The organism is Streptococcus mitis NCTC 12261, from assembly GCF_000148585.2.
GTDB classification, from domain to species: Bacteria; Bacillota; Bacilli; order Lactobacillales; family Streptococcaceae; genus Streptococcus; species Streptococcus mitis.
Genome location: NZ_CP028414.1, coordinates 1205371 through 1229816 on the forward strand (window position 1 = coordinate 1205371; position 24446 = coordinate 1229816).

General features: G+C 41.2%; 27 protein-coding genes and 1 riboswitch. Of the genes, 6 read left to right on the top strand and 21 right to left on the bottom strand.

Translation table 11 applies throughout. From position 1 onward, the window contains the following. Position 1 precedes the first annotated feature (1 nt). The 7 genes from SM12261_RS06265 to SM12261_RS06300 all read right to left on the bottom strand — a co-directional run bounded on the left by SM12261_RS06265 (position 2) and on the right by SM12261_RS06300 (position 5104). On the bottom strand, positions 2–871 hold the full coding sequence (locus SM12261_RS06265; protein WP_000941427.1) for a branched-chain amino acid ABC transporter permease: 870 nt from the start codon (positions 869–871) through the stop codon (positions 2–4). Positions 872–987: 116 nt separating this feature from the next. Beyond that, the gene (locus tag SM12261_RS06270; protein WP_000726117.1) at positions 988–2148 is read right to left on the bottom strand and encodes an ABC transporter substrate-binding protein; all 1161 of its coding nucleotides are present in this window, start codon (positions 2146–2148) and stop codon (positions 988–990) included. Between the two features lie 77 nt (positions 2149–2225). Then, positions 2226–2501 (bottom strand): YlbG family protein, encoded by a 276-nt coding sequence (locus SM12261_RS06275; RefSeq protein ID WP_000462122.1) that lies wholly within the window; start codon positions 2499–2501, stop codon positions 2226–2228. A 78-nt stretch (positions 2502–2579) separates the two neighbouring features. After that, complete coding sequence (gene clpP / locus SM12261_RS06285; protein ID WP_000613475.1) at positions 2580–3170, bottom strand: ATP-dependent Clp protease proteolytic subunit ClpP; 591 nt, start codon at positions 3168–3170, stop codon at positions 2580–2582. Positions 3171–3342: 172 nt separating this feature from the next. Next, the gene (gene upp / locus SM12261_RS06290; protein ID WP_000515974.1) at positions 3343–3972 is read right to left on the bottom strand and encodes a uracil phosphoribosyltransferase; all 630 of its coding nucleotides are present in this window, start codon (positions 3970–3972) and stop codon (positions 3343–3345) included. Between the two features lie 88 nt (positions 3973–4060). Further along, complete coding sequence (locus SM12261_RS06295; protein WP_000136976.1) at positions 4061–4528, bottom strand: deoxycytidylate deaminase; 468 nt, start codon at positions 4526–4528, stop codon at positions 4061–4063. An 18-nt stretch (positions 4529–4546) separates the two neighbouring features. Then, a complete protein-coding gene (locus tag SM12261_RS06300; RefSeq protein ID WP_000004136.1) occupies positions 4547–5104 on the bottom strand; it encodes a TetR/AcrR family transcriptional regulator in 558 nt (185 codons plus the stop codon). A gap of 124 nt (positions 5105–5228) precedes the next feature. Between SM12261_RS06300 and SM12261_RS06305 the strand changes: the two genes are divergently transcribed. From SM12261_RS06305 to SM12261_RS06315, 3 genes are read left to right on the top strand one after another with little or no spacing between them, the layout of a single operon-like run. Further along, positions 5229–6074 carry a DegV family protein gene (locus tag SM12261_RS06305; protein ID WP_078228468.1) on the top strand — a complete coding sequence of 282 codons (846 nt, stop codon included), beginning with the start codon at positions 5229–5231 and terminating at the stop codon, positions 6072–6074. A gap of 58 nt (positions 6075–6132) precedes the next feature. Next, a complete protein-coding gene (aao, locus tag SM12261_RS06310; protein WP_078228466.1) occupies positions 6133–7305 on the top strand; it encodes an aminoacetone oxidase in 1173 nt (390 codons plus the stop codon). Positions 7306–7353: 48 nt separating this feature from the next. Further along, a complete protein-coding gene (locus SM12261_RS06315; RefSeq protein ID WP_061864256.1) occupies positions 7354–7875 on the top strand; it encodes a DUF1697 domain-containing protein in 522 nt (173 codons plus the stop codon). 41 nt (positions 7876–7916) lie between these two features. On the opposite strand, the gene SM12261_RS06320 is transcribed toward SM12261_RS06315, so the two are convergent. Further along, on the bottom strand, positions 7917–8657 hold the full coding sequence (locus tag SM12261_RS06320; RefSeq protein ID WP_070482830.1) for a MerR family transcriptional regulator: 741 nt from the start codon (positions 8655–8657) through the stop codon (positions 7917–7919). A gap of 340 nt (positions 8658–8997) precedes the next feature. Here SM12261_RS06320 and SM12261_RS06330 point away from each other — a divergent pair, with 340 nt between their 5' ends. Then, a complete protein-coding gene (locus tag SM12261_RS06330) occupies positions 8998–10338 on the top strand; it encodes a sodium-dependent transporter (RefSeq protein ID WP_078228474.1) in 1341 nt (446 codons plus the stop codon). Positions 10339–10378: 40 nt separating this feature from the next. Here SM12261_RS06330 and manA read toward each other — a convergent pair whose 3' ends face one another. From manA to SM12261_RS06345, 3 genes are all read right to left on the bottom strand, one after another. Beyond that, complete coding sequence (manA, locus tag SM12261_RS06335; RefSeq protein ID WP_001294313.1) at positions 10379–11323, bottom strand: mannose-6-phosphate isomerase, class I; 945 nt, start codon at positions 11321–11323, stop codon at positions 10379–10381. Between the two features lie 120 nt (positions 11324–11443). Beyond that, positions 11444–12883 carry a 6-phospho-beta-glucosidase gene (locus SM12261_RS06340; RefSeq protein ID WP_000136869.1) on the bottom strand — a complete coding sequence of 480 codons (1440 nt, stop codon included), beginning with the start codon at positions 12881–12883 and terminating at the stop codon, positions 11444–11446. A gap of 208 nt (positions 12884–13091) precedes the next feature. Continuing rightward, positions 13092–13352, bottom strand: a complete 261-nt coding sequence (locus SM12261_RS06345; RefSeq protein ID WP_001291472.1) for a SemiSWEET family transporter — start codon at positions 13350–13352, stop codon at positions 13092–13094. 326 nt (positions 13353–13678) lie between these two features. Here SM12261_RS06345 and SM12261_RS06350 point away from each other — a divergent pair, with 326 nt between their 5' ends. Continuing rightward, a complete protein-coding gene (locus SM12261_RS06350) occupies positions 13679–14023 on the top strand; it encodes a lipopolysaccharide assembly protein LapA domain-containing protein (RefSeq protein ID WP_000913393.1) in 345 nt (114 codons plus the stop codon). A 165-nt stretch (positions 14024–14188) separates the two neighbouring features. Here the strand turns inward: SM12261_RS06350 and SM12261_RS06355 are convergent, their stop codons facing one another. The 5 genes from SM12261_RS06355 to SM12261_RS06375 form a co-directional block, all read right to left on the bottom strand. After that, complete coding sequence (locus SM12261_RS06355; RefSeq protein ID WP_001052644.1) at positions 14189–14536, bottom strand: VOC family protein; 348 nt, start codon at positions 14534–14536, stop codon at positions 14189–14191. Between the two features lie 154 nt (positions 14537–14690). Next, a complete protein-coding gene (gene spxB, locus SM12261_RS06360) occupies positions 14691–16466 on the bottom strand; it encodes a pyruvate oxidase (RefSeq protein WP_000191819.1) in 1776 nt (591 codons plus the stop codon). Between the two features lie 322 nt (positions 16467–16788). Then, positions 16789–19032 carry a heavy metal translocating P-type ATPase gene (locus SM12261_RS06365; RefSeq protein ID WP_000136345.1) on the bottom strand — a complete coding sequence of 748 codons (2244 nt, stop codon included), beginning with the start codon at positions 19030–19032 and terminating at the stop codon, positions 16789–16791. Positions 19033–19041: 9 nt separating this feature from the next. Next, the gene (locus SM12261_RS06370) at positions 19042–19413 is read right to left on the bottom strand and encodes a cupredoxin domain-containing protein (protein ID WP_000932059.1); all 372 of its coding nucleotides are present in this window, start codon (positions 19411–19413) and stop codon (positions 19042–19044) included. A 10-nt stretch (positions 19414–19423) separates the two neighbouring features. Continuing rightward, the gene (locus SM12261_RS06375) at positions 19424–19819 is read right to left on the bottom strand and encodes a CopY/TcrY family copper transport repressor (protein ID WP_001167188.1); all 396 of its coding nucleotides are present in this window, start codon (positions 19817–19819) and stop codon (positions 19424–19426) included. 183 nt (positions 19820–20002) lie between these two features. Beyond that, positions 20003–20100, top strand: a riboswitch (TPP riboswitch). 83 nt (positions 20101–20183) lie between these two features. On the opposite strand from SM12261_RS06375, the gene thiD reads away from it, so the two are divergent. Then, the gene (thiD, locus tag SM12261_RS06380; protein ID WP_000221754.1) at positions 20184–20975 is read left to right on the top strand and encodes a bifunctional hydroxymethylpyrimidine kinase/phosphomethylpyrimidine kinase; all 792 of its coding nucleotides are present in this window, start codon (positions 20184–20186) and stop codon (positions 20973–20975) included. A 159-nt stretch (positions 20976–21134) separates the two neighbouring features. Here the strand turns inward: thiD and thiE are convergent, their stop codons facing one another. The 5 genes from thiE to SM12261_RS06405 are packed head-to-tail and all read right to left on the bottom strand — an operon-like array spanning position 21135 to position 24445. Beyond that, positions 21135–21767: a thiamine phosphate synthase gene (gene thiE / locus SM12261_RS06385; protein ID WP_001078215.1), complete on the bottom strand. Its 633-nt coding sequence runs from the start codon at positions 21765–21767 to the stop codon at positions 21135–21137. Beyond that, a complete protein-coding gene (gene thiM, locus SM12261_RS06390; RefSeq protein WP_001147718.1) occupies positions 21760–22563 on the bottom strand; it encodes a hydroxyethylthiazole kinase in 804 nt (267 codons plus the stop codon). The genes thiE and thiM overlap by 8 nt, the downstream gene beginning before the upstream one ends. After that, positions 22563–23087, bottom strand: coding sequence for an energy coupling factor transporter S component ThiW (thiW, locus tag SM12261_RS06395; protein WP_001225552.1), 525 nt, complete (start codon positions 23085–23087; stop codon positions 22563–22565). The genes thiM and thiW overlap by 1 nt, the downstream gene beginning before the upstream one ends. A 4-nt stretch (positions 23088–23091) precedes the next feature. Continuing rightward, positions 23092–23784 (bottom strand): thiaminase II, encoded by a 693-nt coding sequence (tenA, locus tag SM12261_RS06400; RefSeq protein WP_000397203.1) that lies wholly within the window; start codon positions 23782–23784, stop codon positions 23092–23094. Positions 23785–23794: 10 nt separating this feature from the next. After that, positions 23795–24445 carry an energy-coupling factor transporter transmembrane component T gene (locus tag SM12261_RS06405; protein WP_000241384.1) on the bottom strand — a complete coding sequence of 217 codons (651 nt, stop codon included), beginning with the start codon at positions 24443–24445 and terminating at the stop codon, positions 23795–23797. Position 24446 lies beyond the last annotated feature (1 nt).

Here is a 24446-nt window from a genome sequence, read left to right on the forward strand (position 1 = left end):
TTTACACCTTCTCTTTCACATTTTTACCAAGAATACCTGCTGGGCGGACAATCAAGATCAACAACAGGATTCCATAAACAATGGCATCACGGAAGTCTGACATTCCAAAGGCTGTCGCAAAGGTTTCCAATAGACCAATCACAAAGCCACCAAGAGCCGCACCAGGAATAATTCCGATACCACCAAGTACTGCGGCAACGAAAGACTTAAGACCTGGAGTAACCCCCATCAAAGGCTCAAGAGAGTTATAATAAAGGGCAATCAGAACACCAGCCGCACCCGCAAGAGCTGACCCCAAAGCGAAGGTAAAGCTGATAGTACGGTTTACATTGATCCCCATCAATTGCGCTGCATCGCTATCTACGGATACTGCACGCATGGCTTTCCCCATCTTAGTCTTTTGGACAATGACTTGTAACAAAATCATCAAAATCAAGGAAATGGCCAAAATCATTAACTGCACGTTTGTTAGGCTAACTGGTCCCAAATCATAGCGAACTGTTTGAATCGCTTGAGGGAAGGCACGGGTATTAGCACCAACCAGATAGACCATCCCATATTCCAATAGGAAAGAAACCCCAATAGCTGTAATCAAAACAGCAATACGAGTAGAGTGACGCAAAGGTCGGTAAGCAAGGAACTCAATCACGACACCAAGAATGGCTGTCGCTAACATAGCTACAATAAGAGCTACAAAGAAATTCATTTGGAAAGAATTAATCAAGAAATAACCGATAAAGGCTCCCATCATATAAATATCACCGTGGGCGAAGTTGATGAGCTTGATAATTCCGTAAACCATGGTATATCCTAGGGCTAACAGCGCATAAACACTACCTAGAATCAAACCATTTACTAGTTGTTGGAGCATAAGATTCACTCTTTCTATTTATAATTTTGAGGGTTTCCCCTCACTTTTTGATAGGTTCTTAAACATCGAAACAGGGAGTGAGTCAGAGGCTCATTCCCTATTTCAACATTTTTCTATTATGGTTTTACAACTTCTGCTGCTTCAACCTTACCATTGTTCATGGTCATCATGTAAGCAGTTTTGACTGTGTTGTGGTCTGCATCAAAGCTTGTTTGACCAGTCACACCTTCAAAATCTTTTGTTTTAGCAAGGTTATCCTTGATTTCACCAGAGTTTTTAGCACCTTTTGCTGCGTTTGCTACAAGGTGAACTGAGTCATAAGCCAAGGCTGCAAATGTTGAAGGCTCTTCGTTGTACTTAGCACGGTAAGCATCAAGGAAAGCTTTTGCTTTAGCTGAAACTTCTACAGTAGTTGAGAAGCCTGAGATAAAGTAGATGTTTGATGCTTTTTCAGGAGTTGCTTGTTGTACAAACTCTTCACCGTTGAATCCATCACCACCAACGATTGGTTTGTCAATTCCCATACCACGCGCTTGGTTTACAATTTTACCAGCTTCAGTGTAGTAACCAGGAACGATGATAGCATCAAAATCTTTCCCTTTCATTTTTGTAAGGGCTGCTTGGAAGTCTGTGTCACCTGCTACGAAAGTTTCATCTGCAACGATTTCACCTTTGTAAGCTTCACGGAAGGCTTTGGCAATACCTTTAGCATAGTCGCTAGCATTATCAGTGTAAAGAACAACTTTCTTAGCTTGCAATTTTTCAGAAACATAGTTTGAGATAATTTTTCCTTGGAAGCTATCTTGGAAAGTTCCGATAAAGAGGTAATCTTGACCTTTAGTCAATCCATCTTGAGTCGCACTTGGCGAAATCAATGGAACACCTGCTTTTGTAGCGTTAGCTACCGCAGCTGCAGTTGCACCAGATGTCGCAGGTCCTACGATTGCTGATACTTTAGATTGGGTTACAAGGTTAGTTGTTACTGAAGCCGCCTCAGCTGTTTCAGACTTGTTATCTTTATCGACTACTTCGATTTGTTTTCCATCGATACCACCTGCAGCATTGATTTCATCAACGGCAAGTTGGGCACCTTTTTGTTCAGATGTACCGTAGGCTGCTACGGCACCAGTTTCTTCAAAGTTAAATCCAATTTTGATTGTCTTTTCATCTACTGAATTACCAGCAGCGTTTGACGCTCCAGACTTCACTTCTCCACAGGCTGCAAGAAGTGCTACACTTGCAAGCGCCACAAACGATAGGGCAAATTTTTTCTTCATCTTTTTTGTCTCCTTATTCTTAAATAAATAGCATGTTAAGAATATACCGAATTATCAGAAAATTGTCAACACTTTTCTTAGACTTTTTCGATGATAACGTTTTCCTCTCGATAAAGATTGCCCACAAAGGGTGTTTCCAACTCTTGGATATGACAAACTCTAACTTTTTTTATAAATTTTTCCTTGCCCAAGCGCCCGACCAATTGCTCCACTTCTTGAGTTGGAACATAAAGCTGTAAGTAACGATGTTTCTTGGAATGATAGGTAATATCTCCATAATCCTGCAGTTTTTTGGCATCACGATTATAGTAAAGATAGATAATCAAGCCAGATCGATTGACTTTTTCAAACATGATAAATCCTCTTTCTAAGAAATCTCTCCCTATTATACCAAAAAAAGCAAACCCAGTCGAGTTTGCCTTCTATCACCATTAATTCAATGAATTGTTGGCCATGATTTCATCAATAAAGCCATATTCAAGTGTTTCCTGGGCGCTCATCCAGTTATCTCGTTCTGCATCTGCATGGACTTTTTCGATTGACTGACCTGAATTTTCAGCCAAGATTTTTTCCAAAGTATTACGAGTTTTAAGCAAGTGTTCTGCAGCGATCGCCATATCGGTTTGCTGAGTACCTCCACCTGTACCACCCATTGGTTGGTGGATCATATACTCTGCATTTGGAAGCATGAAACGTTTGCCTTTTGCTCCACTTGATGCAATGACCGTCCCCATAGATGCTGCCATTCCCATAACAATGGTTTGGACATCGGCCTTGATAAAGTTCATGGTATCAACGATTGCCAAACCAGCTGAAACGGAACCACCAGGTGTATTGACATAAAGGTAAATATCTTTTGTACTATCTTGGGCATCTAAGAAAAGCAATTGGGCAATAACAGAGTTAGCCATATTGTCTTCAACTGGGCCTGTCAGCATAATGATGCGGTCTTTGAGAAGACGTGAGTAAATATCGTAAGAACGTTCTCCACGGCTTGTTTGTTCAATAACTACAGGAATCATTTATTTCTCCTTTTGAGTTTTAATTTTGTTGGTCAAATGACTGAAGATAAGACTATTATAATATCTTGGTCAAAAAAGGTCAAATTTTTGCTCTGTTTTCATCAGACAGAAACAAAAATTCAACCTCCTTTCGTGACTGGAAATCCTTTTCCAAGTCAATCTCTTTTTTATTTTATTTTGTACCGAACAAGCGGTCCCCAGCATCTCCAAGACCTGGAACGATATAACCGTGTTCGTTCAAGCGTTCATCCAAGGCTGCTGTAAAGATTTCTACATCTGGATGAGCTTCTTGAAGGGCTTTAACACCTTCTGGAGCAGATACAAGGCAGACAAATTTGATATTTGATGCGCCACGTTTTTTAAGAGAATCAACAGCCAAGATTGCTGAGCCACCTGTTGCCAACATTGGGTCTACCACAAAAATTTGACGTTGGTCAATATCTTCAGGCAATTTCACCAAGTACTCAACTGGTTGAAGCGTTTCTTCATCACGGTACATACCGATGTGGCCAACTTTAGCAGCTGGAACCAAGCTCAAAAGTCCATCAACCATCCCGATACCTGCACGCAAGATTGGAACGATAGCCAATTTCTTACCTGCCAATTGTTTTTGAACTGTTTTTGTGATTGGTGTTTCGATTTCCACATCTTCTAGTGGAAGATCACGAAGTACTTCATATCCCATCAACATTGCAATCTCATCTACTAGCTCACGGAAAGCTTTTGTAGAAGTATCTGTACGACGTAAGATTGACAATTTGTGTTGAATCAGTGGATGATTAATAACTTCAATTTTTCCCATTTTTGGAATTCCTTCTTTCAATTTATTCTTCTTATTATACCAAAAAACGGTTTAAAAATCTTTCTAAACCATTTATTTTTGATATTTTTTACATTAGATCAGCCTCTTTAAGAGCTGTCTGTACTGTCTCAAGTGGTAAATGAGTCAATTCTGTCCCCTTTTCTTGATAAAGGTATTGGGCGTAGTCGTCCATTCTGTACTGGTTGATATAAACCACACGCTTGCAACCAACCTGAAGCAATTGTTTTGTACAGTTTAGACATGGAAAGTGGGTCACATAGGCTGTAAAGCCTTTGGGAACCCCACGTTCTGCACCTTGGAGAATGGCATTAACCTCAGCATGAAGGGTACGAACACAGTGGCCTTCGATGACCAGACATTCGTGATCAATACAATGCTCAGTTCCTGACACTGAACCATTGTAACCAGTTGAAATTACCTTATTATCCTTAACCAGAATCGCGCCAACTTTGGCACGTTTACAAGTGGAACGATTGGCAATTAGTAAGGCTTGGGCTGCAAAATACTCATCCCATGCTAGTCTTTTTTCAGTCATATCTCTTCTCCTTTTTCTCTATTTTTTAAAAAATGGTAACCGTAAATCCGCTATCTTTTCAGCAGGTACCTTCATGCCATCCTTGATCCATTTTAGAAGGACAGAGACGATGGCCGAGCTCCAGAAGGAATGAAGATAAGAGCTGACACCTTTTGATTTCCCATGGTATTTTTCCAGAAACTCCTGCATCGCTTGGACAAAGATTTTTTCCAGATGGTAATCTAAGGCAAGTTGAATCACTCTGGCTTCCTTTCTTGCTTCTCGGAAAAGATGAACCCAAACCAGATAAAGATCTGTCTTTAAATCATAATGGTGCAGTTGTTCCATGATGTTGTGGACAGTTCGTTTAAAGACGCTTTCTAAAATCTCCTCTTTGGAATCATAATTGCGATAAAAGGCCGCACGAGAAACGCCTGCACGTTTGACCAATTCAGAGATACTAATCTTGGTCAAGTCCTTTTTTTCCAAGAGCTGCAAGAGGGCTGTTTCGATGGCTTCTCTAGTTAATAAATTGGATTCTTGGTTTGATTTTCTGAGATTTTCAAGAGACTTTTCAGAGATTCTACGTTCAGACATAACATTTTCTTTCTACTTGTCACAACAGACGGATGAGGCTTTTGTTTCAAGGGCTTTCATGATATAATTGTAAAAAAAGACAGAACCTTTGTCAATGTATAACTGACAAAGATGGAGAATTTCTATGACTTGGAAGATTATTGCTGACTCTGGTTGTGATTATCGTCAGCTGGCAACACCAGCTATTGACACGACCTTTGTAAGTGTCCCCTTAACCATTCAAGTAGCTGATCAGGTCTTTGTTGATGATGCCAGTCTTGACATTGACCAAATGATGGAAACCATGTATGCAACTGCAGAAGCTTCAAAATCAGCTTGTCCAAGCCCAGATGATTATTTGCGAGCATTTGAAGGAGCCAAAAATATTTTCCTAGTAACCATCACTGGTACTCTTTCTGGCAGTCACAATAGTGCTCAACTAGCAAAGAATATTTATCTAGAAGACCATCCTGACACTAAGATTCATGTAATTGATAGTTTGTCTGCTGGTGGAGAAGTTGACTTGCTCGTAGAAAAATTAAATGATTTGATTGACCAAGGCTTATCTTTTGAAGAAGTGGTTGAAGCTATCACTGCCTATCAAGAAAAAACCAAGTTACTTTTTGTCCTAGCTAAAGTCGATAACTTGGTGAAAAATGGCCGTTTGAGCAAGCTTATCGGTACAGTCGTTGGCCTTCTCAACATCCGTATGGTCGGAGAAGCTAGTGAAACTGGAACCCTTGAATTGCTACAAAAAGCAAGAGGAGCAAAGAAATCGATTCAGGCAGCATATGAAGAGTTAGTGAAAGCAGGATATGCTGGTGGTCGTATTGTCATGGCTCAACGCAATAACGAGAAATGTTGCCAACAGCTTTCAGACCGAATCCGTGAAAATTTCCCACAGGCGAATATTAAAATTCTCCCAACATCTGGTCTCTGCAGTTTCTATGCAGAAGATGGTGGTTTGCTGATGGGATATGAAATTGATTAATTGCATTCTTGACAAGAGGTGACCATCATCTCTTGTTTTTTTGTGGTACAATAGAGCTATGAAACATTTTGATACTATTGTCATCGGTGGAGGTCCTGCTGGTATGATGGCTACGATTTCCAGTAGCTTTTATGGACAGAAAACCCTCCTCATCGAAAAAAATCGGAAACTTGGAAAAAAATTAGCTGGTACTGGTGGGGGACGTTGCAATGTAACCAACAACGGAACTCTAGATGACCTACTAGCTGGCATCCCTGGAAATGGGCGCTTTCTCTACAGTGTCTTCTCCCAATTTGATAACCATGATATCATTAATTTTTTTACAGAAAATGGTGTTAAACTTAAGGTCGAAGACCACGGACGCGTCTTTCCTGCTAGTGACAAGTCTCGGACCATTATCGAGGCCTTGGAAAAGAAAATCACTGAACTCGGTGGTCGAGTTGCTACTAAAACGGAGATTGTTTCGGTTAAAAAGATAGACGACCAGTTTGTCCTTAAGTCCGCAGACCAAACCTTCACTTGTGAGAAACTCATTGTCACAACTGGTGGGAAATCCTATCCCTCTACTGGTTCGACTGGTTTTGGTCACGAGATTGCCCGTCATTTTAAGCATACCATTACCGATCTTGAAGCCGCTGAAAGTCCTTTGTTGACAGATTTTCCACACAAGGCCTTGCAAGGAATTTCATTGGACGATGTGACCCTAAGCTATGGTAAGCATGTCATCACTCACGATTTGCTCTTTACCCACTTTGGTTTGTCAGGCCCTGCTGCTCTGCGTATGTCCAGCTTTGTCAAGGGCGGAGAGGTTCTCTCACTGGATGTTCTACCTCAACTTTCTGAGAAAGACTTGGCTACATTTCTAGAAGAAAATCGGGAAAAATCTCTAAAAAATGCCTTAAAAACTTTACTTCCAGAACACTTGGCAGAATTTTTTGTGCCAGGCTATCCTGACAAAGTCAAACAACTGACTGAAAAGGAACGCGAACAACTTGTCCAGTCTATCAAGGGACTTAAAATTCCTGTAACTGGTAAAATGTCCCTTGCTAAGTCCTTTGTTACCAAAGGGGGCGTCAGTCTCAAGGAAATCAATCCCAAAACTCTAGAAAGTAAGCTGGTACCTGGACTCCACTTTGCTGGCGAGGTACTGGATATCAATGCCCACACGGGTGGGTTTAACATCACTTCTGCCCTCTGTACTGGTTGGGTGGCGGGATCAAACCCAATCTAAATCTGAATTATTTAATGGCTAAATCAGCCCCAAAAGAAAGGAAGTCCTTTGGAACATATTATCTTGTTAAGGGGAGTTACTCCTAATGGAAAAAATGCTATCCCTAAAATGTCTTATCTAGTAGATATCTTAACAGAAGCCGGTTTTCAACAAGTTCGAACCTATATTCAAAGTGGGAATATCATTCTTGAAAGTGATTTAGATTTAGAAGAAATACGAGAATGTGTTCATACTCTGATAAAGGAAAAAATTGGGGCCGACTTAAAAATGGTTATCAAGAACAAAAGTGATTTTAAAAAAATTGTCCAAGAAAACCCTTTTGGAGAACACTATCTTTATGACCGTATACACGTGATTTTTTATCAAGAATCTATTCAAAGCCTCCCTTTAGACAAATTGAAAATTGATTACGGTGAAGAAGAAATTTGTATTGGTAACCACTGCCTTTACCTCTATCTCCCTAGAACTGCTAAACAAAAGAAACTCCATACCAACTATCTTGAAAAGCTTTTTAATGTAGATTTGACCATGCGAAAACTAAATGTGGTAGAAAAATTATTAAGCAAATAGTGCTTGAATTTAGTAAAAATCGGAAGAATGCTCCTCCGATTTTATTTTGTCTGAGTTTGGACATAATAGGCAATCACATCTGATGTGTACTGGGCTGTTCCAGGTCCAAATTTGTCAATGTTTTCCTTAAATTCTGGGTTGTAGACGTAGCCTTTACCGATATAACCAAATACCTCAATAGAGCAGTCAAATCCATAAGTACGGATGGCTTGCAAGAGTTTAGCGGCTTCTTCTTGATTTTCGGTTGCTGTTACAGGTAGACCAGCTTGAAGATTTTGTGACAAGGCTCGAAAGACTTGATTGAAGGCAGCCGTAGCTTCGTCTTCGTGACCTTTTTGGCGCTCCAGCGCTTGGTCCATGACTTCTTGTCCATATTTCTCTACCGCCTCTTGGTGGTATTTTTGATGGTCTTGGTAGTTAAATCCAGCAAATTTCTCTTGAATGCTCATTTCTCTTTCTCCTTTTTGTTCTTGAATGGTTTTTTGCAAGGTTGAAATCAAGGTATCCAGATGTTCCCTTTCTCGAGTCAAATAGTCCAACTGCCTGGTCAAATGAGGCAATAAATCTTCTCTTTCTTCCTTTAATAGCTCTGCTATTTTTTCTAAAGAAAAACCTAGATATTTGTAATAAAGAATAACCTGAAGGCGTTCCAAATCCTCCTGACTATAGGTTCGATAGCCATTTTCCGACTTTAAAGGAACCAAAAGTCCTATCTTATCGTAGTGGTGTAGGGTCTTGACAGAGACGCCCGAAAGCTGCGCAGCTTCTTTTATATGGTACATGATTTCCTCCTTATACTCAATGAAAATCAAAGAGCAAACTAGGAAGCTAGCCGCAGGCTGTACTTGAGTACGGTAAGGCGACGCTGACGTGGTTTGAATTTGATTTTCGAAGAGTATTACATTGATAGTATAACCCCTCCCCCTAGGTCAGAGTCAAGCGTTTTTGCGAAATTTTTTACTTTATCATAACGTGAAAATGGTTTTCTTGACAGACCTTAGAAAACATGATAGGATAGTCAAGTCTATCAATCAAAAGAAAGGCTCATTTTGAGTACTGATGAGGCTATTTGCCAAGGGCAGTAGCTTTTTCTTTTGTAATACTAATTTTAGGAGTTTAACTATGTCTGAAAAATCGCAATGGGGTTCTAAACTAGGCTTTATTCTAGCATCTGCTGGTTCAGCTATCGGACTTGGAGCCGTTTGGAAATTTCCCTATATGACTGCTGCTAATGGCGGTGGAGGCTTTTTACTAGTCTTTCTTATTTCTACCATTTTAATCGGTTTCCCGCTCCTGCTTGCTGAATTTGCCCTTGGCCGTAGTGCTGGTGTTTCAGCAATCAAAACCTTTGGAAAACTCGGCAAGAATAGTAAGTACAACTTTATCGGTTGGATTGGTGCCTTTGCCCTCTTTATCCTCTTATCTTTCTACAGTGTTATTGGGGGATGGATTCTGGTTTATCTAGGCATTGAGTTTGGAAAATTGTTCCAAATTGGTGGAACGGGGGATTATGCTCAGTTATTTACTTCAATCATTTCAAATCCAGCCATTGCCCTAGGAGCTCAAGCAGCCTTTATCCTATTGAATATCTTCATTGTATCACGTGGGGTTCAAAAAGGGATTGAAAGAGCTTCGAAAGTCATGATGCCCCTGCTCTTTATCATCTTTGTCGTCATCATCGGTCGTTCTCTCAGTTTGCCAAATGCCATGGAAGGGGTTCTTTACTTCCTAAAACCAGACTTCTCTAAGCTGACCAGTGCTGGTCTCCTATATGCTCTGGGACAATCTTTCTTTGCCCTCTCACTAGGGGTTACAGCCATGCTGACCTATGCTTCTTACTTGGATAAGAAAACCAATCTGGTTCAGTCAGGGATTTCCATCGTAGCCATGAATATCTCGGTATCCATCATGGCAGGTCTAGCCATTTTCCCAGCCATGTCAGCCTTCAATATCCAGTCTGAAGGGGGACCAAGCTTGCTATTTATCGTCTTGCCTCAGCTCTTTGACAAGATGCCTTTTGGAACCATTTTCTACATCCTCTTCCTCCTGCTCTTCCTCTTTGCGACGGTCACTTCTTCCGTTGTTATGCTGGAAATCAATGTGGGTAATATCACCAATCAGGACAACAGTAAGCGTGCTAAATGGAGTGCTATTTTAGGAATCTTGACCTTTGTCTTTGGAATTCCTTCAGCCCTATCTTACGGTGTTATGGCGGATGTTCATATCTTTGGGAAGACCTTCTTTGATGCTATGGACTTCTTGGTTTCTAATCTCCTCATGCCATTTGGTGCTCTCTGCCTTTCACTCTTTACAGGCTATATTTTTAAGAAGGCTCTTGCCATGGAGGAACTACACCTTGATGAACGAGCATGTAAACAGGGACTTTTCCAGGTCTGGCTCTTCCTTCTTCGTTTTATCATTCCTATCATCATCATCGTGGTCTTTATCGCCCAATTTATGTAATCAAAAAGGACTTGAGTAATGAACTCAGGCCCTTTCTTTTTTATGGATGACTAACAATCAATTCCAAACCTTGCCCTTCCAGAATCCAAGCTTCAACATCACTTGGTAGGATAAAGTGGCTGCCTTTTTGGATTGGATAGTTTTTTCCGTCAACAGTTAGCTGACCTTGACCAGCTAAGACACTGAATAAGGTGTAATCAGCTGTCTTCTCAAAATCAACTTTTCCAGTGATTTCCCACTTGTAAACTACAAAGAAATCATTAGATACAAGGAGAGTGGAACGCAAATCATCTGCTTTAACAGTTACAGGACGGCTATTGGCAGGCTCTCCAATGTTCAAAACATCGATAGATTTTTCAAGGTGAAGTTCACGCAAGTTGCCATTATCATCCTTACGGTCAAAGTCATAGACGCGGTAAGTTGTATCACTAGACTGTTGGGTTTCAAGAATCAAGATGCCTGCCCCGATAGCATGCATGGTGCCACTTGGCACATAGAAGAAATCTCCAGCCTTAACAGGAACTTTTGTCAGCAAGTCCTCCCAGTTTTTATCCTCGATTTGCTGGCGGAGTTCTTCTTTTGACTTAGCATTGTGACCGTAGATAATCTCTGAACCTTCATCCGCTGCGATAATGTACCAGCATTCTGTTTTTCCAAGTTCGCCTTCATGCTCCAGTCCATAAGCATCATCTGGGTGAACTTGGACGCTGAGCCAGTCGTTGGCATCCAGAATCTTAGTCAAAAGCGGAAATACAGGTTCTGGACGATTGCCAAACAATTCACGGTGTTCTGCATACAAAGTAGCTAGGTCTGTTCCCTCGTAACGACCATTGGAAACTTTAGAGACTCCATTTGGATGAGCTGAGATGGCCCAGTATTCTCCGATTTTTTCACTTGGGATGTCGTAGCCAAACTCATCACGTAGCTTGGTTCCACCCCAGATTTTTTCTTGCATAACTGATTGTAAAAATAATGGTTCTGACATCTTATTCTCCTGTCTGATTTTTCTCCCCTCATTATAGCAAAAAGCCAGGTCTAATTGAACTCTTTTTCCTATTATATAAAGTAGAGAGAAGATTTTATAAAAATAGTGAACAAATGTGCTCTACTCAATACTTGCACCATTGCTGGCAATGACATCCTTGTACCAGTAGAAGGATTTCTTCTTGCTCCGTTTGAGACTTCCTTGACTCGCATTATCTCGATCCACATAGATAAAGCCATAGCGCTTGTTCATTTCGCCCGTTCCAGCTGAAACCAAATCGATACATCCCCAAGTCGTATAACCGAGCAAGTCAACCCCATCTTGGTAAATGGCATCTCGCATAGCCTTGATGTGGGCCTCTAAATAAGCAATTCGATAGTCATCCGCTACATAGCCATTTTCATCTGGCGTGTCTATAACACCGAGTCCATTTTCTACGATGAACATAGGTTTTTGGTAACGATCCCAGATGGCATTGAGGGTGATACGAAGTCCCAATGGGTCAATCTGCCAACCCCATTCAGAGGATTCCAGATAAGGATTTTTGATAGAGGCAAAGACATTTCCAGCGGTCATATTCCTCACTTCTGGATCCCCTGAGGCCACTCGGCTCGCATAGTAAGAGAAGGAAACAAAGTCAACAGTATGATTCTTCAACAAGTCCAAATCCTCTAACGTCATTTGAATCTTAATTCCCTCACGCTCCCACTGCTTCTTTGCGTAATTTGGGTATTCCCCACGCGCTTGAACATCAATGAAGAAGTAACTCTTGCGGTCTTCCTCCATGGCTGCCCAGTAGTCTCTTGGATGGGCTGTGTTAGGATAGTATTGCCCTGCAGCCAACATACATCCCACCTTATTTTCTGGGTCAATTTCGTGGGCAATCTTTGTCGCAAGAGCTGAAGCTACCAACTCATAGTGTGCAGCCTGATATTTAACCAGTTCTTGATTTTCTCCTTCTTCAAAACAGAGCCCAGCTCCCATAAAGGGGGCATGGAGAATCATGTTGATTTCGTTGAAGGTAAGCCAATATTTGACCAAACCCTTATAGCGGGTAAAGAGTGTGCGACAAAGTTTTTCATAGAAGTCTAACATCCGACGATTGCGCCAACCACCGTACTCTGTAATCAAGTGCATAGGACAGTCGAAATGAGTGATAGTCACCAGAGGTTGGATACCATACTTGTGGCACTCCTTAAATAAATCCTCATAAAAGGCTAGACCAGCTTCATTTGGCACTGTTTCGTCGCCCTTAGGAAAAATCCGAGTCCAAGCAATGGATAGACGATAAGTCTTAAAGCCCATTTCCGCAAAAAGGGCAATATCTTCCTTGTAATGATGGTACATATCAATAGCTTGCTTGGCTGGGTAAAAATAGCCCTCCTCAAACGAAAACATCTTTTTCTGACCTGTGATAATGGCTTCACGATCTGGACCGATGGGGACGACATCCACATTCGCCAATCCACGACCTTTTAAATTATAAGCACCCTCACACTGGTTGGCAGCTGTCGCTCCGCCCCACAAGAAACCATCCGGAAAAGTCAGTTTTTCGGTCATAACTCTACTCACTTTCTTATTTGCTTGTTCATTTACTTATATTATAACTTATTCTGTAAACCTTTTCTTATAAAATACTGTGACATACTGATACTATTCTACTATTTAAGTTTATCAGATTGTTTTTTAAAAAATTATCCTCTAGAAAAAGTAAATAGCCTCCCCTGAAACAAAAAAGAAGACTGAAAACTAGTCTCCTCTGTTCCTTTTAAATCAAAGCTGTAATAACCGTCACTAGGCCAAAAATAATACCTGGTGCATTAGCTGCTGCAAGGGGGATATCTCTTTCTTTTTTGAAAAGACCGTAGTAAACCCAGAGACTACAGTTGATGGCAGCAACCAAGGGCTGGATGAAATTTCCTTTTTGACCAGCCAGATTGTTCATGATTTGTGGGAAGTAAGACACATACATCATAACAGACATAAAGGTCGCTACCCAACCTAAAATTTTCATTTGTTTTTCAGACATTTTCAAAACCTCTTTCATTTTTACTGAATCTTATTTTAAAATATTCTTTCAAAACAATCAAGTCTTTAAAACTTTTGTTATAAAGATATAAACTATCACAATCTTGTTATAAGAAAGAGGGAACAGAAAAAAGACCGAATTGCTCCGTTCTGTTTACTCAATCAAATATTAGAAAATGAATACTCCTTTTCAATGAATCGATTGATTGATGGTAAATAAGCCGTTAGAAATTATTGACAGTATCGAAATTTTCTAGTAAAATGAATTTTGTTAATACCTAAATGGTGTGTAGTTTTCTATCAACATAGTCAGGAGAAAAGGAACTTATGCTAAAAAAATTTAATGAATTGTCACTGAAAGATAAGGCTTATCTAATTGGCGGTTTGAGCTTATTAGTCATTGTGATCTCATTTGGTCTACTCAATCGTCAAACAGTAACTGTCAGTCTTGTCTTTACACAACTATCTGCTCCCTTGATTTTGGTGATTTTTACTTGTCTAGTAATCGGGATCATTGCTGGTAGTGCTATTGGTATTAGCTATCACCATAACAAGACTCAAGATCTGAGAAGCCGCATTGCTGAAGCAGAAGCGACTATCAATATAAAAGACAGGGAGCTTGTCCAGTACGAGGAACAGGTGCAACAATTAAAACAGGAAGCCAAACAATAAGTGTAGAAATCATAACCACCCGTGAAAACGGGTGGTTTTTTGTCTCGCACCTAACGGAGCGAGACGGACTGAAAGTCGCATAAATACAAAAAAGATCGAATTGCTCCGATCTTTTTAAGTTTCACTCCAAGAATGTTTAGATAAAAAATTTGATAATAGAATTACCTACTTCATACGATAAAAATCAATCACTAGACCAGCAGGCCCTTTAACTAATAAGGACTCTGTTCCCCAATCGGTTACAGTTGGTCCGTTTAAAACCTGGATACCAAGTTCTTTCAACCGTTGGTAATTCTGGTCTACATCCTCAACCTCGATATGAAGAATGATTCCTGACTGAAAATCTTCCAAAGGAATCAAATGATTTTGGGACAACATCAGACAGTGACTGCCAATCGTAAACTGAGCAAAACTGTCATCAACATAATCGGATTTTTTATCCAAAATACGCTCCAAGTCAGCACAGACTTGTGGAACATCGGAAACGATAATATCTAATTGATTTAAATTCATTTACTATCCTCCATAAAAAGACCGGATTGCTCCGATCTTTTTAAGTTTCGCTCTAAGAAAATCAAAGAATAAACAAGGCATCGAACCGCAGGCAGTACTGAAGTACGGCAAGGTGAAGATAACACAGTTTAAATTTGATTTTCGACGAGAGGAATTATTTAATTGCGCGTGATTGCAAACCTTCTTCTTCCAAGAAGAGGCGGAATGGTACGAGTTCTTCTGCTTCGTATTTTTCCTTGAAGTCTTTGATTGCTTCTTCTGAGTGAAGTTTTGGATCCAATTCAAGTACTTCTACTGGAAGTGGACGGTGTGGAGTGATGCGAGCATCGATCACAACAGTTTTACCTTCTTTGTTGAGTTTAACAGCTTCTGCAACAACTGCATCGATGTCTTCGATACGGTCAACTGTAAATCCTACAGCACCTTGAGCTTCAGCGATTTTCGCATAGTCAGCATTAGGGAAGTCACAACCAAACAAGTGTTTGTTTGTGTCTTCGTATTTGTCCTTGATGAAGGCATATTTACCATTTGAGAAGACAACGTTGATAACTGGAAGGTCGTATTGAACGTTTGTGATAACGTCTGGGTAGCACATGTTGAATGCACCGTCACCCATGATGTTCCATACTTGGCGATCTGGATTGTCTTTCTTAGCAGCGATACCACCAGGAAGGGCAATACCCATTGTCGCAAAGAGTGGAGATGTACGCCACATGTTCTTAGGTGTCATGTGAAGGTGACGAGTAGATGTTTGAGTAGTGTCACCTACGTCGATTGAGTAGATAGCGTCTTGATCAGCATGTTTGTTGATTGCATTGTAAACTTGATACAATTGCAATTCACCCTCAGTTTTACCTTCGATTTTGTTCATGTAATCACGCCAGTTTTGGTTGTTCTTAACGTTTGCACGCCACCATGGAGTAGATTCAACTGGGTTCACTTTGTCAAGGATAGCTTTAGCTGCTTGACCTGCATCACCAAGGATTGAAGCGTCTAGGGCATGACGTTTACCAAGTTTGTAAGGGTCGATATCCACTTGGATGAATTTTTCAGTATTCTTGAATGCTTGGTAAACTTCAGCAAATGGGAAGTTTGAACCAAGGAAAAGAACTGTGTCTGCTTCAAAGACCACTTCGTTGGCTGGCTTCCAACCAACACGGTAAGCAGAACCTGTCAAACCTTCATAGTTCCATTCAAAGGCTTCAAAGTTTTTACCAGTTGTGATGATTGGTGCTTTGATTTTACGTGACAATTCAGTAATCACTTCACCAGCTTTAACACCACCGTAACCAGCATAGATAACTGGACGTTCAGCATTGTTCAAGATTTCAACAGCTTTGTCGATTTCAACTTCGTTCAAAGCAGGAGCGATGAATGAACGTTCGTATGAACCTGAACCGTAGTATGAATTTTCGTCGATTTCTTGGAAACCGAAGTTTACTGGGATTTCAACAACAGCTGGACCTTTTTTAGAAACTGCAGCACGGCAAGCTTCGTCGATTACTTTTGGCAATTGCTCAGCGTAAGCTACACGTTTGTTGTATACAGCGATACCGTTGTACATTGGGTTTTGGTTCAATTCTTGGAAAGCATCCATGTTGAGTTCGTTAACTGGACGTGATCCAAGGATTGCTAGGAATGGAGTGTTATCCATAGCTGCATCGTAAACACCGTTAATCAAGTGAGTCGCACCTGGACCACCTGAACCAACTGCAACCCCGATTGAGCCGCCGAATTTAGCTTGCATAACCGCTGCAAGAGCACCTGTTTCTTCGTGACGAACTTGCAAGAAGCGGATATCTTTGTCTTCAGCCAAAGCATCCATCAATGAGCTGAGTGTTCCTGATGGGATACCGTAGATTGTGTCTACGCCCCATGTTTTCAATACATTAAGCATTGCTGCAGATGCAGTAATTTTCCCTTGAGTCATAATGATAACTCTCCTTCAAATATTTTTAAATCTACTAAAAAAGGTTTCATATAGTTTTTGAAAACGTTTCAGTAAATTTTTACAATACTAATTTATCACATTTATTTTGACTTTACTAAGAATCTGCTCAGAAGTTTTTATTCTCTATTACAGTACAGTTTGAAAACGTTTTTAGCTTCTGTTTTATAATACTCAATGAAAATCACAGAGCAAACTAGGAAGCTCGCCACAGGTTGCTCAAAGCACAGCTTTGAGGTTGCAGACAAAGCTGACGTGGTTGGAAGAGATTTTTGAAGAGTATAAAAAGCGAGCAAGCCCGCTTTTAGTCTATTTTACTAAAGTTTAGTAAGAGTGAACTGGTCAGAACGGATACAGAACTAAAGGCCATGGCTAGACCTGCCAGTTCTGGGTTGAGAGCCAGTCCAACACCTGAAAAGACTCCTGCTGCAATCGGAATTCCGGCGACATTGTAGATAAAGGCCCAGAAAAGATTGAGCAGAATTCGATTAAAGGTTTTCTTACTCATGTCAAAAGCACGAACCACTCCTAGGAGGTTATTAGTTGTCAACACCAAATCTGCTGACTCGATGGCAATATCTGTTCCAGCTCCCATAGCAATCCCCACATCTGCTACACTAAGGGCAGGAGCGTCATTGATACCATCCCCAACAAAGGCTACTTTGCCAGACGCTTGTAGTTTATGGATTTCATGAGCTTTTTCCTCTGGCAAGACACCTGCAATGACCTCTTCGATTCCGATCTGATCGGCAATGGCACGCGCCACACCAGCATTGTCTCCTGTCAGCATGACTGTTTTAAGACCTCGTTTTTTCAACTGACTGATGGCAAGCTTAGCATTTTCCTTAGGAATATCTTGCAGAGCAAGCAAGCCTTTGATTTCATTCTCAACAGCCAAGAACACAACTGTCTTAGCTTCTTTTTCCAGTTGTTCTAGTTTTTCCTGATAAGTGCTAGAAATATCCATGCCATCCAGCATTTTAGCATTTCCAAGCAAAACTTGTTTTCCATTGATTTGCCCTGAAACACCTTTTCCGTGCAAGGCTTGGAAATTTTCCACAGTGTGAAGCTCAAGTCCAGTTTCAGTCGCTCGCTTAACAATAGCCTCAGCCAATGGGTGTTGAGAAGCTTCTTCCAAGGAAGCTGCCAATCCAAGCACTTCTACTTCGTCGCCGATGATATCTGTGACCACAGGTTTCCCTTCCGTCAAAGTTCCTGTCTTATCAAAAACAATAGTTTGGACTTTCTGGATTTCCTGTAGAACCGTTCCATTTTTGAGGAGAACTCCCATCTTGGCACTGCGACCTGTCCCCACCATAAGGGCTGTCGGTGTTGCAAGTCCCAATGCACAAGGGCAGGCAATAATCAGAACTGCTACTCCATAGAGAAGCGAAGACACAAAGCTCGCTCCAAGCACAACTACACTATCCCTGAGCAAGACGAACCAAACCCAAAAGGTCACAATCCCTAAAATGACAACTGCTGGAACAAAAATCCCTGAAATTTTATCCGTCAAGTCCTGAATCGGCGCACGACTTGTCTGAGCTTTCTTCACAAAATCCACAATCTGAGCCAAAACAGTCTCTGAACCAACTTTTTCTGCTCTAAAAACAAGTGTTCCACTATTATTGATGGTTGAACCAATGACGGTATCTCCAACTGTCTTGTCCACAGGCAGACTCTCACCTGTCACCATAGACTCATCAATACTAGAGATACCTTCTACTACGACACCATCAACCGCAATCTTTTCACCGGGACGCACTCGAATCAGGTCACCTACCTTGACTTGCTCCAAAGGGACTTGAACATAGTTATCCTCACGCAATACTTCTGCTGTTTTAGCCTGCAAGTCAAGTAATTTCTCCACAGCTTGGGAAGTATTTTTCCGCATTTTCTCCTCAAAAACGGCTCCCATAAGAACGAAGAAGAAGATAAAGGCAGCACTTTCAAAGTAAACGGGGAGGCCAGCGAAGAGGGCAACTAAGCTATAGAAATAGGCCACTAGGGTTCCCAGAGCAACCAAGGTATCCATGTTGGCATTGTGCTTTTTAAAACTAGCCCAAGCACTTTGGATATAAGGACCACCTGCTACTAGCATAATCGGTGTTGTGGCTAAAAAGGTGCCCCAACGCATGACTTGGTGACTAATTCCTCCTGTCGACATCCCAATCATGAGGATTACAAGAGGCACAGTAAAGATACTAGTAATCCAAAAACGCTGTAAAAGTGATAGAGATTTTCGAGTCTTCTCAACAACTGTATAACTTCCCTTTTGCATCTTCATACCACAAGAAAATTCATGTTGACCTAATTCTTGAGGGGTAAAACGAATTGTCTTCTCTTCATCCACGCCGATTGGTTCCAAGAGGCCTTCTTCTTCAAACAGAATTTCCTTATAACAGTTTGAAGGTGTCAAACGGTGAAAGGTGATCTCAGCAGGAACTCCTTTTTGCAGTTGAATGTGGGCTGGATGGTAGCCTTTGTCTGCCGTGATACGGATTTTTTGAACACCATTTTCAAGACTTGCTTTTACAATTTCAGTCATATCATTCTCCTATTCTACAATCATCTTACCGTGCATCATATTCATGCCACAAGAGAAACCATACTCTCCAGCCTGCTCAGGCGTGATTTCCACTACATACTCTTCCCCCATTGGCAGATCCGCATGTACACCAAAGTCTGGAAATACGATCTGATCCAAACATGGTGAAGGATCTTTGCGGTCAAAGACAATGCGGGCTGGCACTGATTTCTTGAGGATAATCAACTCAGGCGTATAGCCCCCCATGACCTCCACTCGAATCTCTTGGTAGCCGTTTTTTTGCTGGGCCTTTTGTCCAGATTTTTCAGGCTTTTTGAAAAACCAAAACAAGATAAACGCGATAAGGGCAATACAAATAATGGTTACAATAATATTCAACATGACGTCTCCTTTACATACAATTACATTTTACTTCTGTTACAGCGCTTGATTTCTTCTCAGAAATCACAGCTTCCAAGTCTTCCAAGTCAGCCTGAGTAAAATCACATTCAGCAATCAAATCAGCCAACAAGTTCTTAATCCTACGGGAACAAACTTTATCTTTGATATCTTGAACAAGCAAGTCTCGACTTTGATCCAAAGTTAAAAGGGCTGAATAGACAAAGGACTTGCCTTCTTTTTTCCTCGTCAGGCACTCTTTCTCAACCAAACGAGCCAAAAGAGTTTGAATGGTCGACTTGGACCAGTCGAACCGCTCCGCCAGAACCCTAATCAAATCTGAACTAGTCTGCTCTCCTTGCATCCAAATAATCTTCATGACCTGCCATTCTGCATCTGAAATCTGCATAATCACACCTCCAAAATCTACATTTGTCAATTACAATTATCAGTATACTCTTAAAATCTACATTTGTCAACTATGAAATTAATCTTTTCTTTGAAAAATTGAATTTTAACCCTATGATAAAGGATTTGCAGTCAAATCTTACTATATAAACTATGAAAATATGCTATACTAAAGAAAAAAGAAAACAACCACTAGGGGTGCGTAAAGCTGAGATTAACGACTGTTAGACCCTTTGACTCAATCTAGGTAATGCTAGCTGATGGAAGTGGAAATGATAATGGGGACTAGCAGTCTTCTATTGCCTTTCTAAAACAGACTAGCTTGTTCTTAAGAATACAAACTTCAGTTGGTTGGGAGGTTTTAGATGACTTATTTACCCGTTGCTTTGACCATTGCAGGGACTGACCCTAGTGGTGGTGCTGGCATTATGGCTGACTTAAAGTCGTTCCAAGCTAGAGATGTCTATGGAATGGCCGTTGTGACCAGTCTTGTCGCTCAAAATACCAGAGGTGTTCAATTAATCGAGCACGTTTCTCCTCAAATGTTGAAAGCCCAATTGGAGAGTGTCTTTTCTGATATTCCACCTCAGGCTGTAAAAACAGGGATGTTGGCAACTACTGAGATCATGGAGATCATCCAGCCCTATCTTAAAAAGCTGGATTGTCCCTACGTCCTTGACCCTGTTATGGTCGCAACAAGCGGAGACACCCTGATTGATACCAGTGCCAGAGACTACCTAAAAACAAATCTACTTCCCCTTGCAACTATTATTACACCCAATCTTCCTGAGGCAGAAGAGATTGTTGGTTTTTCAATCCATGATCCTGAAGACATGCAGCGTGCCGGTCGCCTGATTTTAAAAGAATTTGGTCCTCAGTCTGTTGTCATCAAAGGAGGCCATCTCGAAGGCGGTGCCAAGGATTTCCTCTTTACCAAGGAGGACCAATTTGTCTGGGAAAGTCCACGAATTCAAACCTGTCATACACATGGTACTGGATGTACCTTTGCTGCAGTGATTACTGCTGAACTAGCCAAGGGGAAAACCCTCTATCAAGCAGTCGATAAAGCCAAGGCCTTTATCACGAAAGCCATCCAAGACGCCCCTCAACTCGGTCATGGTTCTGGCCCAGTTAACCATACAAGCTTTAAAGATTAAAAAAACTCTCTAGTTCCTACTTTAAGGGAATTAGAGAGTTTTTATACTCTTCGAAAATCTCTTCAAACGACGTCAGCTTTATCTGCAACCTCAAAGCTGTGCTTTGAGCAACCTGCGACTAGCTTCCTAGTTTGCTCTTTGATTTTCATTGAGTATTAATTAGAAAATAATGTCATCCAACTTTGTCAAAAAGGCTTGCGTTTTTGTCTCTATATCTTCTGCCTGCATCAAATCACGCACTACAGCTACACCAGCTATGCCCGTGCCGATAAGTTGGTCAATGTTCTCTGATGTCAAGCCGCCAATGGCAACTACTGGAATGGCAACCCTTTGGCAAATTGTCTTCAAGGTTGAAATCAGAGTGATGGGTGCATTTTCCTTGGTCGTAGTCGGGAAAATGGCTCCTGTCCCCAAGTAATCCGCACCTCCTTCTTCTGCCTCGAGGGCTCTTTTTACAGTTTTAGCTGTGACACCGAGGATTTTTTCAGGACCTAGGACTTTGCGGGCAACCGAAACTGGTAGTTCATCGTCTCCAATATGCAGACCAGCAGCATCAACCGCAAGACAAACATCCAAACGATCATCGATTATCAAGGGTACCTGATAGGCATCTGTTATTTCCTTGACTTGTTTTGCCAGTTGATAATATTGATTTGTTGTGAGATTTTTTTCTCGTAATTGGACTATGGTAACCCCTGAGCGGCAAGCCGTCTCAATCTTTTCAAGAAAACTTTGCAAGGAATCTTGGTAGCGATTGGTTACCAGATATAGTCTAAGTGCTTCTCTATTCATAAACCTCTCCTTTGATAGCATCTAGCCAGTTTTCATCTCTTTTGAGGAGTGAAAGCTGATTGAGTACTTGGTAACGAAAATCTTCCAATCCCATTCCTTGAACAACTATTCTCTCAGCGGAGATATTGAGATAAGAAACCGCTAGGAAAGAAGCTTCAAAGGCAGTCTTTCCTTGGCTGAGAAAAACAGCTGTTAAAGCTCCAACCAAGTCTCCTGTCCCTGTTATCCAGTCTAATTCAGCACAGCCATTTCCCAGTACAGCGACCTGATTCTTCGAAACGATGAGGTCCTTAGGGCCTGTGACTAAGAATGACATACCTGGATAGATCTGACACCAGTCTTTCAAGACTTGAAGCAAATCCTCAGTTTCTTGATCTTTAGCACTCGCATCTACCCCAACGCCGTGGTGTTTTAAGCCAACAAGACTTCGGATTTCCGACATATTTCCTTTAAGTACCGTAGGTCTATAGTCTAAAAGGTCTTTAACTAAGCTCTTACGAATGGATGAAACTGTTACGCCAACTGCATCTACTACCATTGGAAGACAAACTTGATCTGCATAAGAAGCTGCCATACGGATTGCTTTTTCCTTCTCAGCTGACAAATGCCCCAAATTGATGAAGAGTGCCTGGCTTTGCTTAGTAAAATCAAGAACCTCACGGGGATCATCTGCCATAACTGGTTTACATCCCAGAGCCAAAATCCCATTTGCTAGCATCTCACAAGAAATCTCATTGGTAATACAGTGAATGAGGGAAGTCGTTGCCAGAGGAAAAGGATTTGTAAATGCCTGCATCAGTCTATCCTTTCATCAAAGAAATATCCCTGAACTTTTTTAAAGAATTCCTGCTTGATTAAAAATCGAAAGGCAATAAAGGAAATCGCTGTACCAATCAAGGTTGCACCGAAAAATCGAGGAGTGTAGATAAACCAACTAAGCTTAGCGGCCGATCCTGTAAAGAGTACCATAACAGGATAGGAAACAATAGAACCAATAATACCTGTTCCCAAAATTTCTCCCAAAGCAGAAAAGTAAAATTTTCTACCATACTTATAAAAGAGACCTGCTAGAAGGGCTCCAAAAGTCGCTCCTGTGAGAGCTAAAGGCGGAATCCCTTGAGTCGTCATACGGATAAAGGCTGTCACTGTAGCCATAGCCAAGGCATAAACAGGTCCCATCATGATTCCAGCTAGAATATTGACTACACTGGACATCGGTGCCATTCCCTCAATCCGAAAGATAGGCGTAAGGACTACATCAAGGGCAATCATCATGGATAAAATGGTTAATTTGTGAACTTGTAATTGGTGCTTTCTCATGTTTCTATTCTTCTCCTGTTTCTAAAGACTGTAAATCGCTCTTCCATGTCTGGTGTTGGTAGGCCATTTCCCAAAACTTAGCTTCCATATGAACACTGATGTGGAAGGCATCTAGCATTTTTTTCTTGTCTGTCTCGTCACTTTCTCGATAGAGTTGATTGACCAGAGCCTCTTCCTCTCTGATCTGCTGCTCCAATTCATCCGTAATATACGTTTCAATCCATTGTTGATAGAGAGGATTTGGTGATGGTTTAAGATTAAGTGATTTGCCTATATCATGATATAGCCAAGGACAAGGCAGCAAGCTTGCAAAGGCAATACCCAAGTTTGGCTCTGCAAATTGCCGATAAATGTGAGAGATATAATGATAGCAGGTTGGAGCGATTGGATGCTCATCCATTTCCTGATCGCTGATTTCCAATTCCTTGAAAAATTGTTGGCGGATAAATAACTCACCTTCCACTAGACTCTGAGCATTTTGTTTCAAGAGTCTTTTCATCTCTTGATTTGAAGTCTTATCAGCCAAGAGGTGATAGGCTTCTGAGAAGGCCTTCAAATAGTAGGCATCCTGAATCAAGTAATAGCGAAAGATGGACAGGTCTAAATTTCCCTCTTGCAACTGTAAAACAAAGGGGTGATGAAAGGAAGTCTGCCAAGCTTCCTTGGATAATTCCATCGCAATATCTGTAAATTCCATAATAACTCCTTTATAAAAATAGACTGGTTTGAAGCAATAAAAAGAAAAGCAGGTAGATGAATAGTGTCCTTTGAGGAATATAAAAAGTCCGATAGCGATTCTCCGCCTGTGCATGTTCGTCATATCCATGCGCCGATAGGGCTCTCAGGTAAAGATGGCGCCACCTAAAGACTGTCATCAGAACCTTGCTGTAAATCAAGGGCGACCAAAAATGTAGTTCTTGACCGCGTAATAAGCAAGCTTCCTTGAGGGACTTGATTTCTTGCTGGATAAGGGGGAAGGAATTGAATACCACAATCAAGGCATAGGCCCAAGAGCGTGATAACCCCTTTTGAGCCAAGTACAAGAGAAGCTCTTTTAGGGAAATAGAGGAAACAAAGACAAGACCAATACAAACGGTCACAAAGGCCCTCGTTCCAAGCATGACTGCCTGCGAAGCATCCCCATGTAACTGAACTGCCCAGTAGTTGGCCAAGGATGGCAAAATGGCGAGCAGAATCATCCAAGCCAATACTTTAAATCGCCGGTAATAGAGCATAAAGAGAATGCAAAATGCGACTACCGAGAGATTAAGAGCAATCGAAGGAATGAAAGATGTTTCCAAGGATAAAATCAGCAAGAAGAGACTGATAATCGGTGTCTGGGTTGCTACTTTGACCATA

Bases quoted from the DNA above. Each gene is read 5' to 3' on its own strand.
- SM12261_RS06330 (WP_078228474.1), top strand. From the start codon at position 8,998: ATGTCTGAAAAATCGCAATGGGGTTCTAAACTAGGCTTTATTCTAGCA.
- SM12261_RS06300 (WP_000004136.1), bottom strand. From the start codon at position 5,104: ATGTCTGAACGTAGAATCTCTGAAAAGTCTCTTGAAAATCTCAGAAAA.
- spxB (WP_000191819.1), bottom strand. From the start codon at position 16,466: ATGACTCAAGGGAAAATTACTGCATCTGCAGCAATGCTTAATGTATTG.
- thiM (WP_001147718.1), bottom strand. From the start codon at position 22,563: ATGCAGGCATTTACAAATCCTTTTCCTCTGGCAACGACTTCCCTCATT.
- SM12261_RS06265 (WP_000941427.1), bottom strand. From the start codon at position 871: ATGCTCCAACAACTAGTAAATGGTTTGATTCTAGGTAGTGTTTATGCG.
- upp (WP_000515974.1), bottom strand. From the start codon at position 3,972: ATGGGAAAAATTGAAGTTATTAATCATCCACTGATTCAACACAAATTG.
- SM12261_RS06320 (WP_070482830.1), bottom strand. From the start codon at position 8,657: ATGTACCATATAAAAGAAGCTGCGCAGCTTTCGGGCGTCTCTGTCAAG.
- SM12261_RS06370 (WP_000932059.1), bottom strand. From the start codon at position 19,413: ATGTTGAATATTATTGTAACCATTATTTGTATTGCCCTTATCGCGTTT.
- SM12261_RS06340 (WP_000136869.1), bottom strand. From the start codon at position 12,883: ATGACCGAAAAACTGACTTTTCCGGATGGTTTCTTGTGGGGCGGAGCG.
- SM12261_RS06295 (WP_000136976.1), bottom strand. From the start codon at position 4,528: ATGACTGAAAAAAGACTAGCATGGGATGAGTATTTTGCAGCCCAAGCC.
- thiW (WP_001225552.1), bottom strand. From the start codon at position 23,087: ATGAGAAAGCACCAATTACAAGTTCACAAATTAACCATTTTATCCATG.
- SM12261_RS06350 (WP_000913393.1), top strand. From the start codon at position 13,679: ATGCTAAAAAAATTTAATGAATTGTCACTGAAAGATAAGGCTTATCTA.
- SM12261_RS06305 (WP_078228468.1), top strand. From the start codon at position 5,229: ATGACTTGGAAGATTATTGCTGACTCTGGTTGTGATTATCGTCAGCTG.
- aao (WP_078228466.1), top strand. From the start codon at position 6,133: ATGAAACATTTTGATACTATTGTCATCGGTGGAGGTCCTGCTGGTATG.
- clpP (WP_000613475.1), bottom strand. From the start codon at position 3,170: ATGATTCCTGTAGTTATTGAACAAACAAGCCGTGGAGAACGTTCTTAC.
- tenA (WP_000397203.1), bottom strand. From the start codon at position 23,784: ATGGAATTTACAGATATTGCGATGGAATTATCCAAGGAAGCTTGGCAG.
- SM12261_RS06270 (WP_000726117.1), bottom strand. From the start codon at position 2,148: ATGAAGAAAAAATTTGCCCTATCGTTTGTGGCGCTTGCAAGTGTAGCA.
- thiE (WP_001078215.1), bottom strand. From the start codon at position 21,767: ATGAATAGAGAAGCACTTAGACTATATCTGGTAACCAATCGCTACCAA.
- SM12261_RS06345 (WP_001291472.1), bottom strand. From the start codon at position 13,352: ATGTCTGAAAAACAAATGAAAATTTTAGGTTGGGTAGCGACCTTTATG.
- thiD (WP_000221754.1), top strand. From the start codon at position 20,184: ATGACTTATTTACCCGTTGCTTTGACCATTGCAGGGACTGACCCTAGT.
- SM12261_RS06355 (WP_001052644.1), bottom strand. From the start codon at position 14,536: ATGAATTTAAATCAATTAGATATTATCGTTTCCGATGTTCCACAAGTC.
- SM12261_RS06405 (WP_000241384.1), bottom strand. From the start codon at position 24,445: ATGGTCAAAGTAGCAACCCAGACACCGATTATCAGTCTCTTCTTGCTG.
- SM12261_RS06365 (WP_000136345.1), bottom strand. From the start codon at position 19,032: ATGACTGAAATTGTAAAAGCAAGTCTTGAAAATGGTGTTCAAAAAATC.
- manA (WP_001294313.1), bottom strand. From the start codon at position 11,323: ATGTCAGAACCATTATTTTTACAATCAGTTATGCAAGAAAAAATCTGG.
- SM12261_RS06275 (WP_000462122.1), bottom strand. From the start codon at position 2,501: ATGTTTGAAAAAGTCAATCGATCTGGCTTGATTATCTATCTTTACTAT.
- SM12261_RS06375 (WP_001167188.1), bottom strand. From the start codon at position 19,819: ATGCAGATTTCAGATGCAGAATGGCAGGTCATGAAGATTATTTGGATG.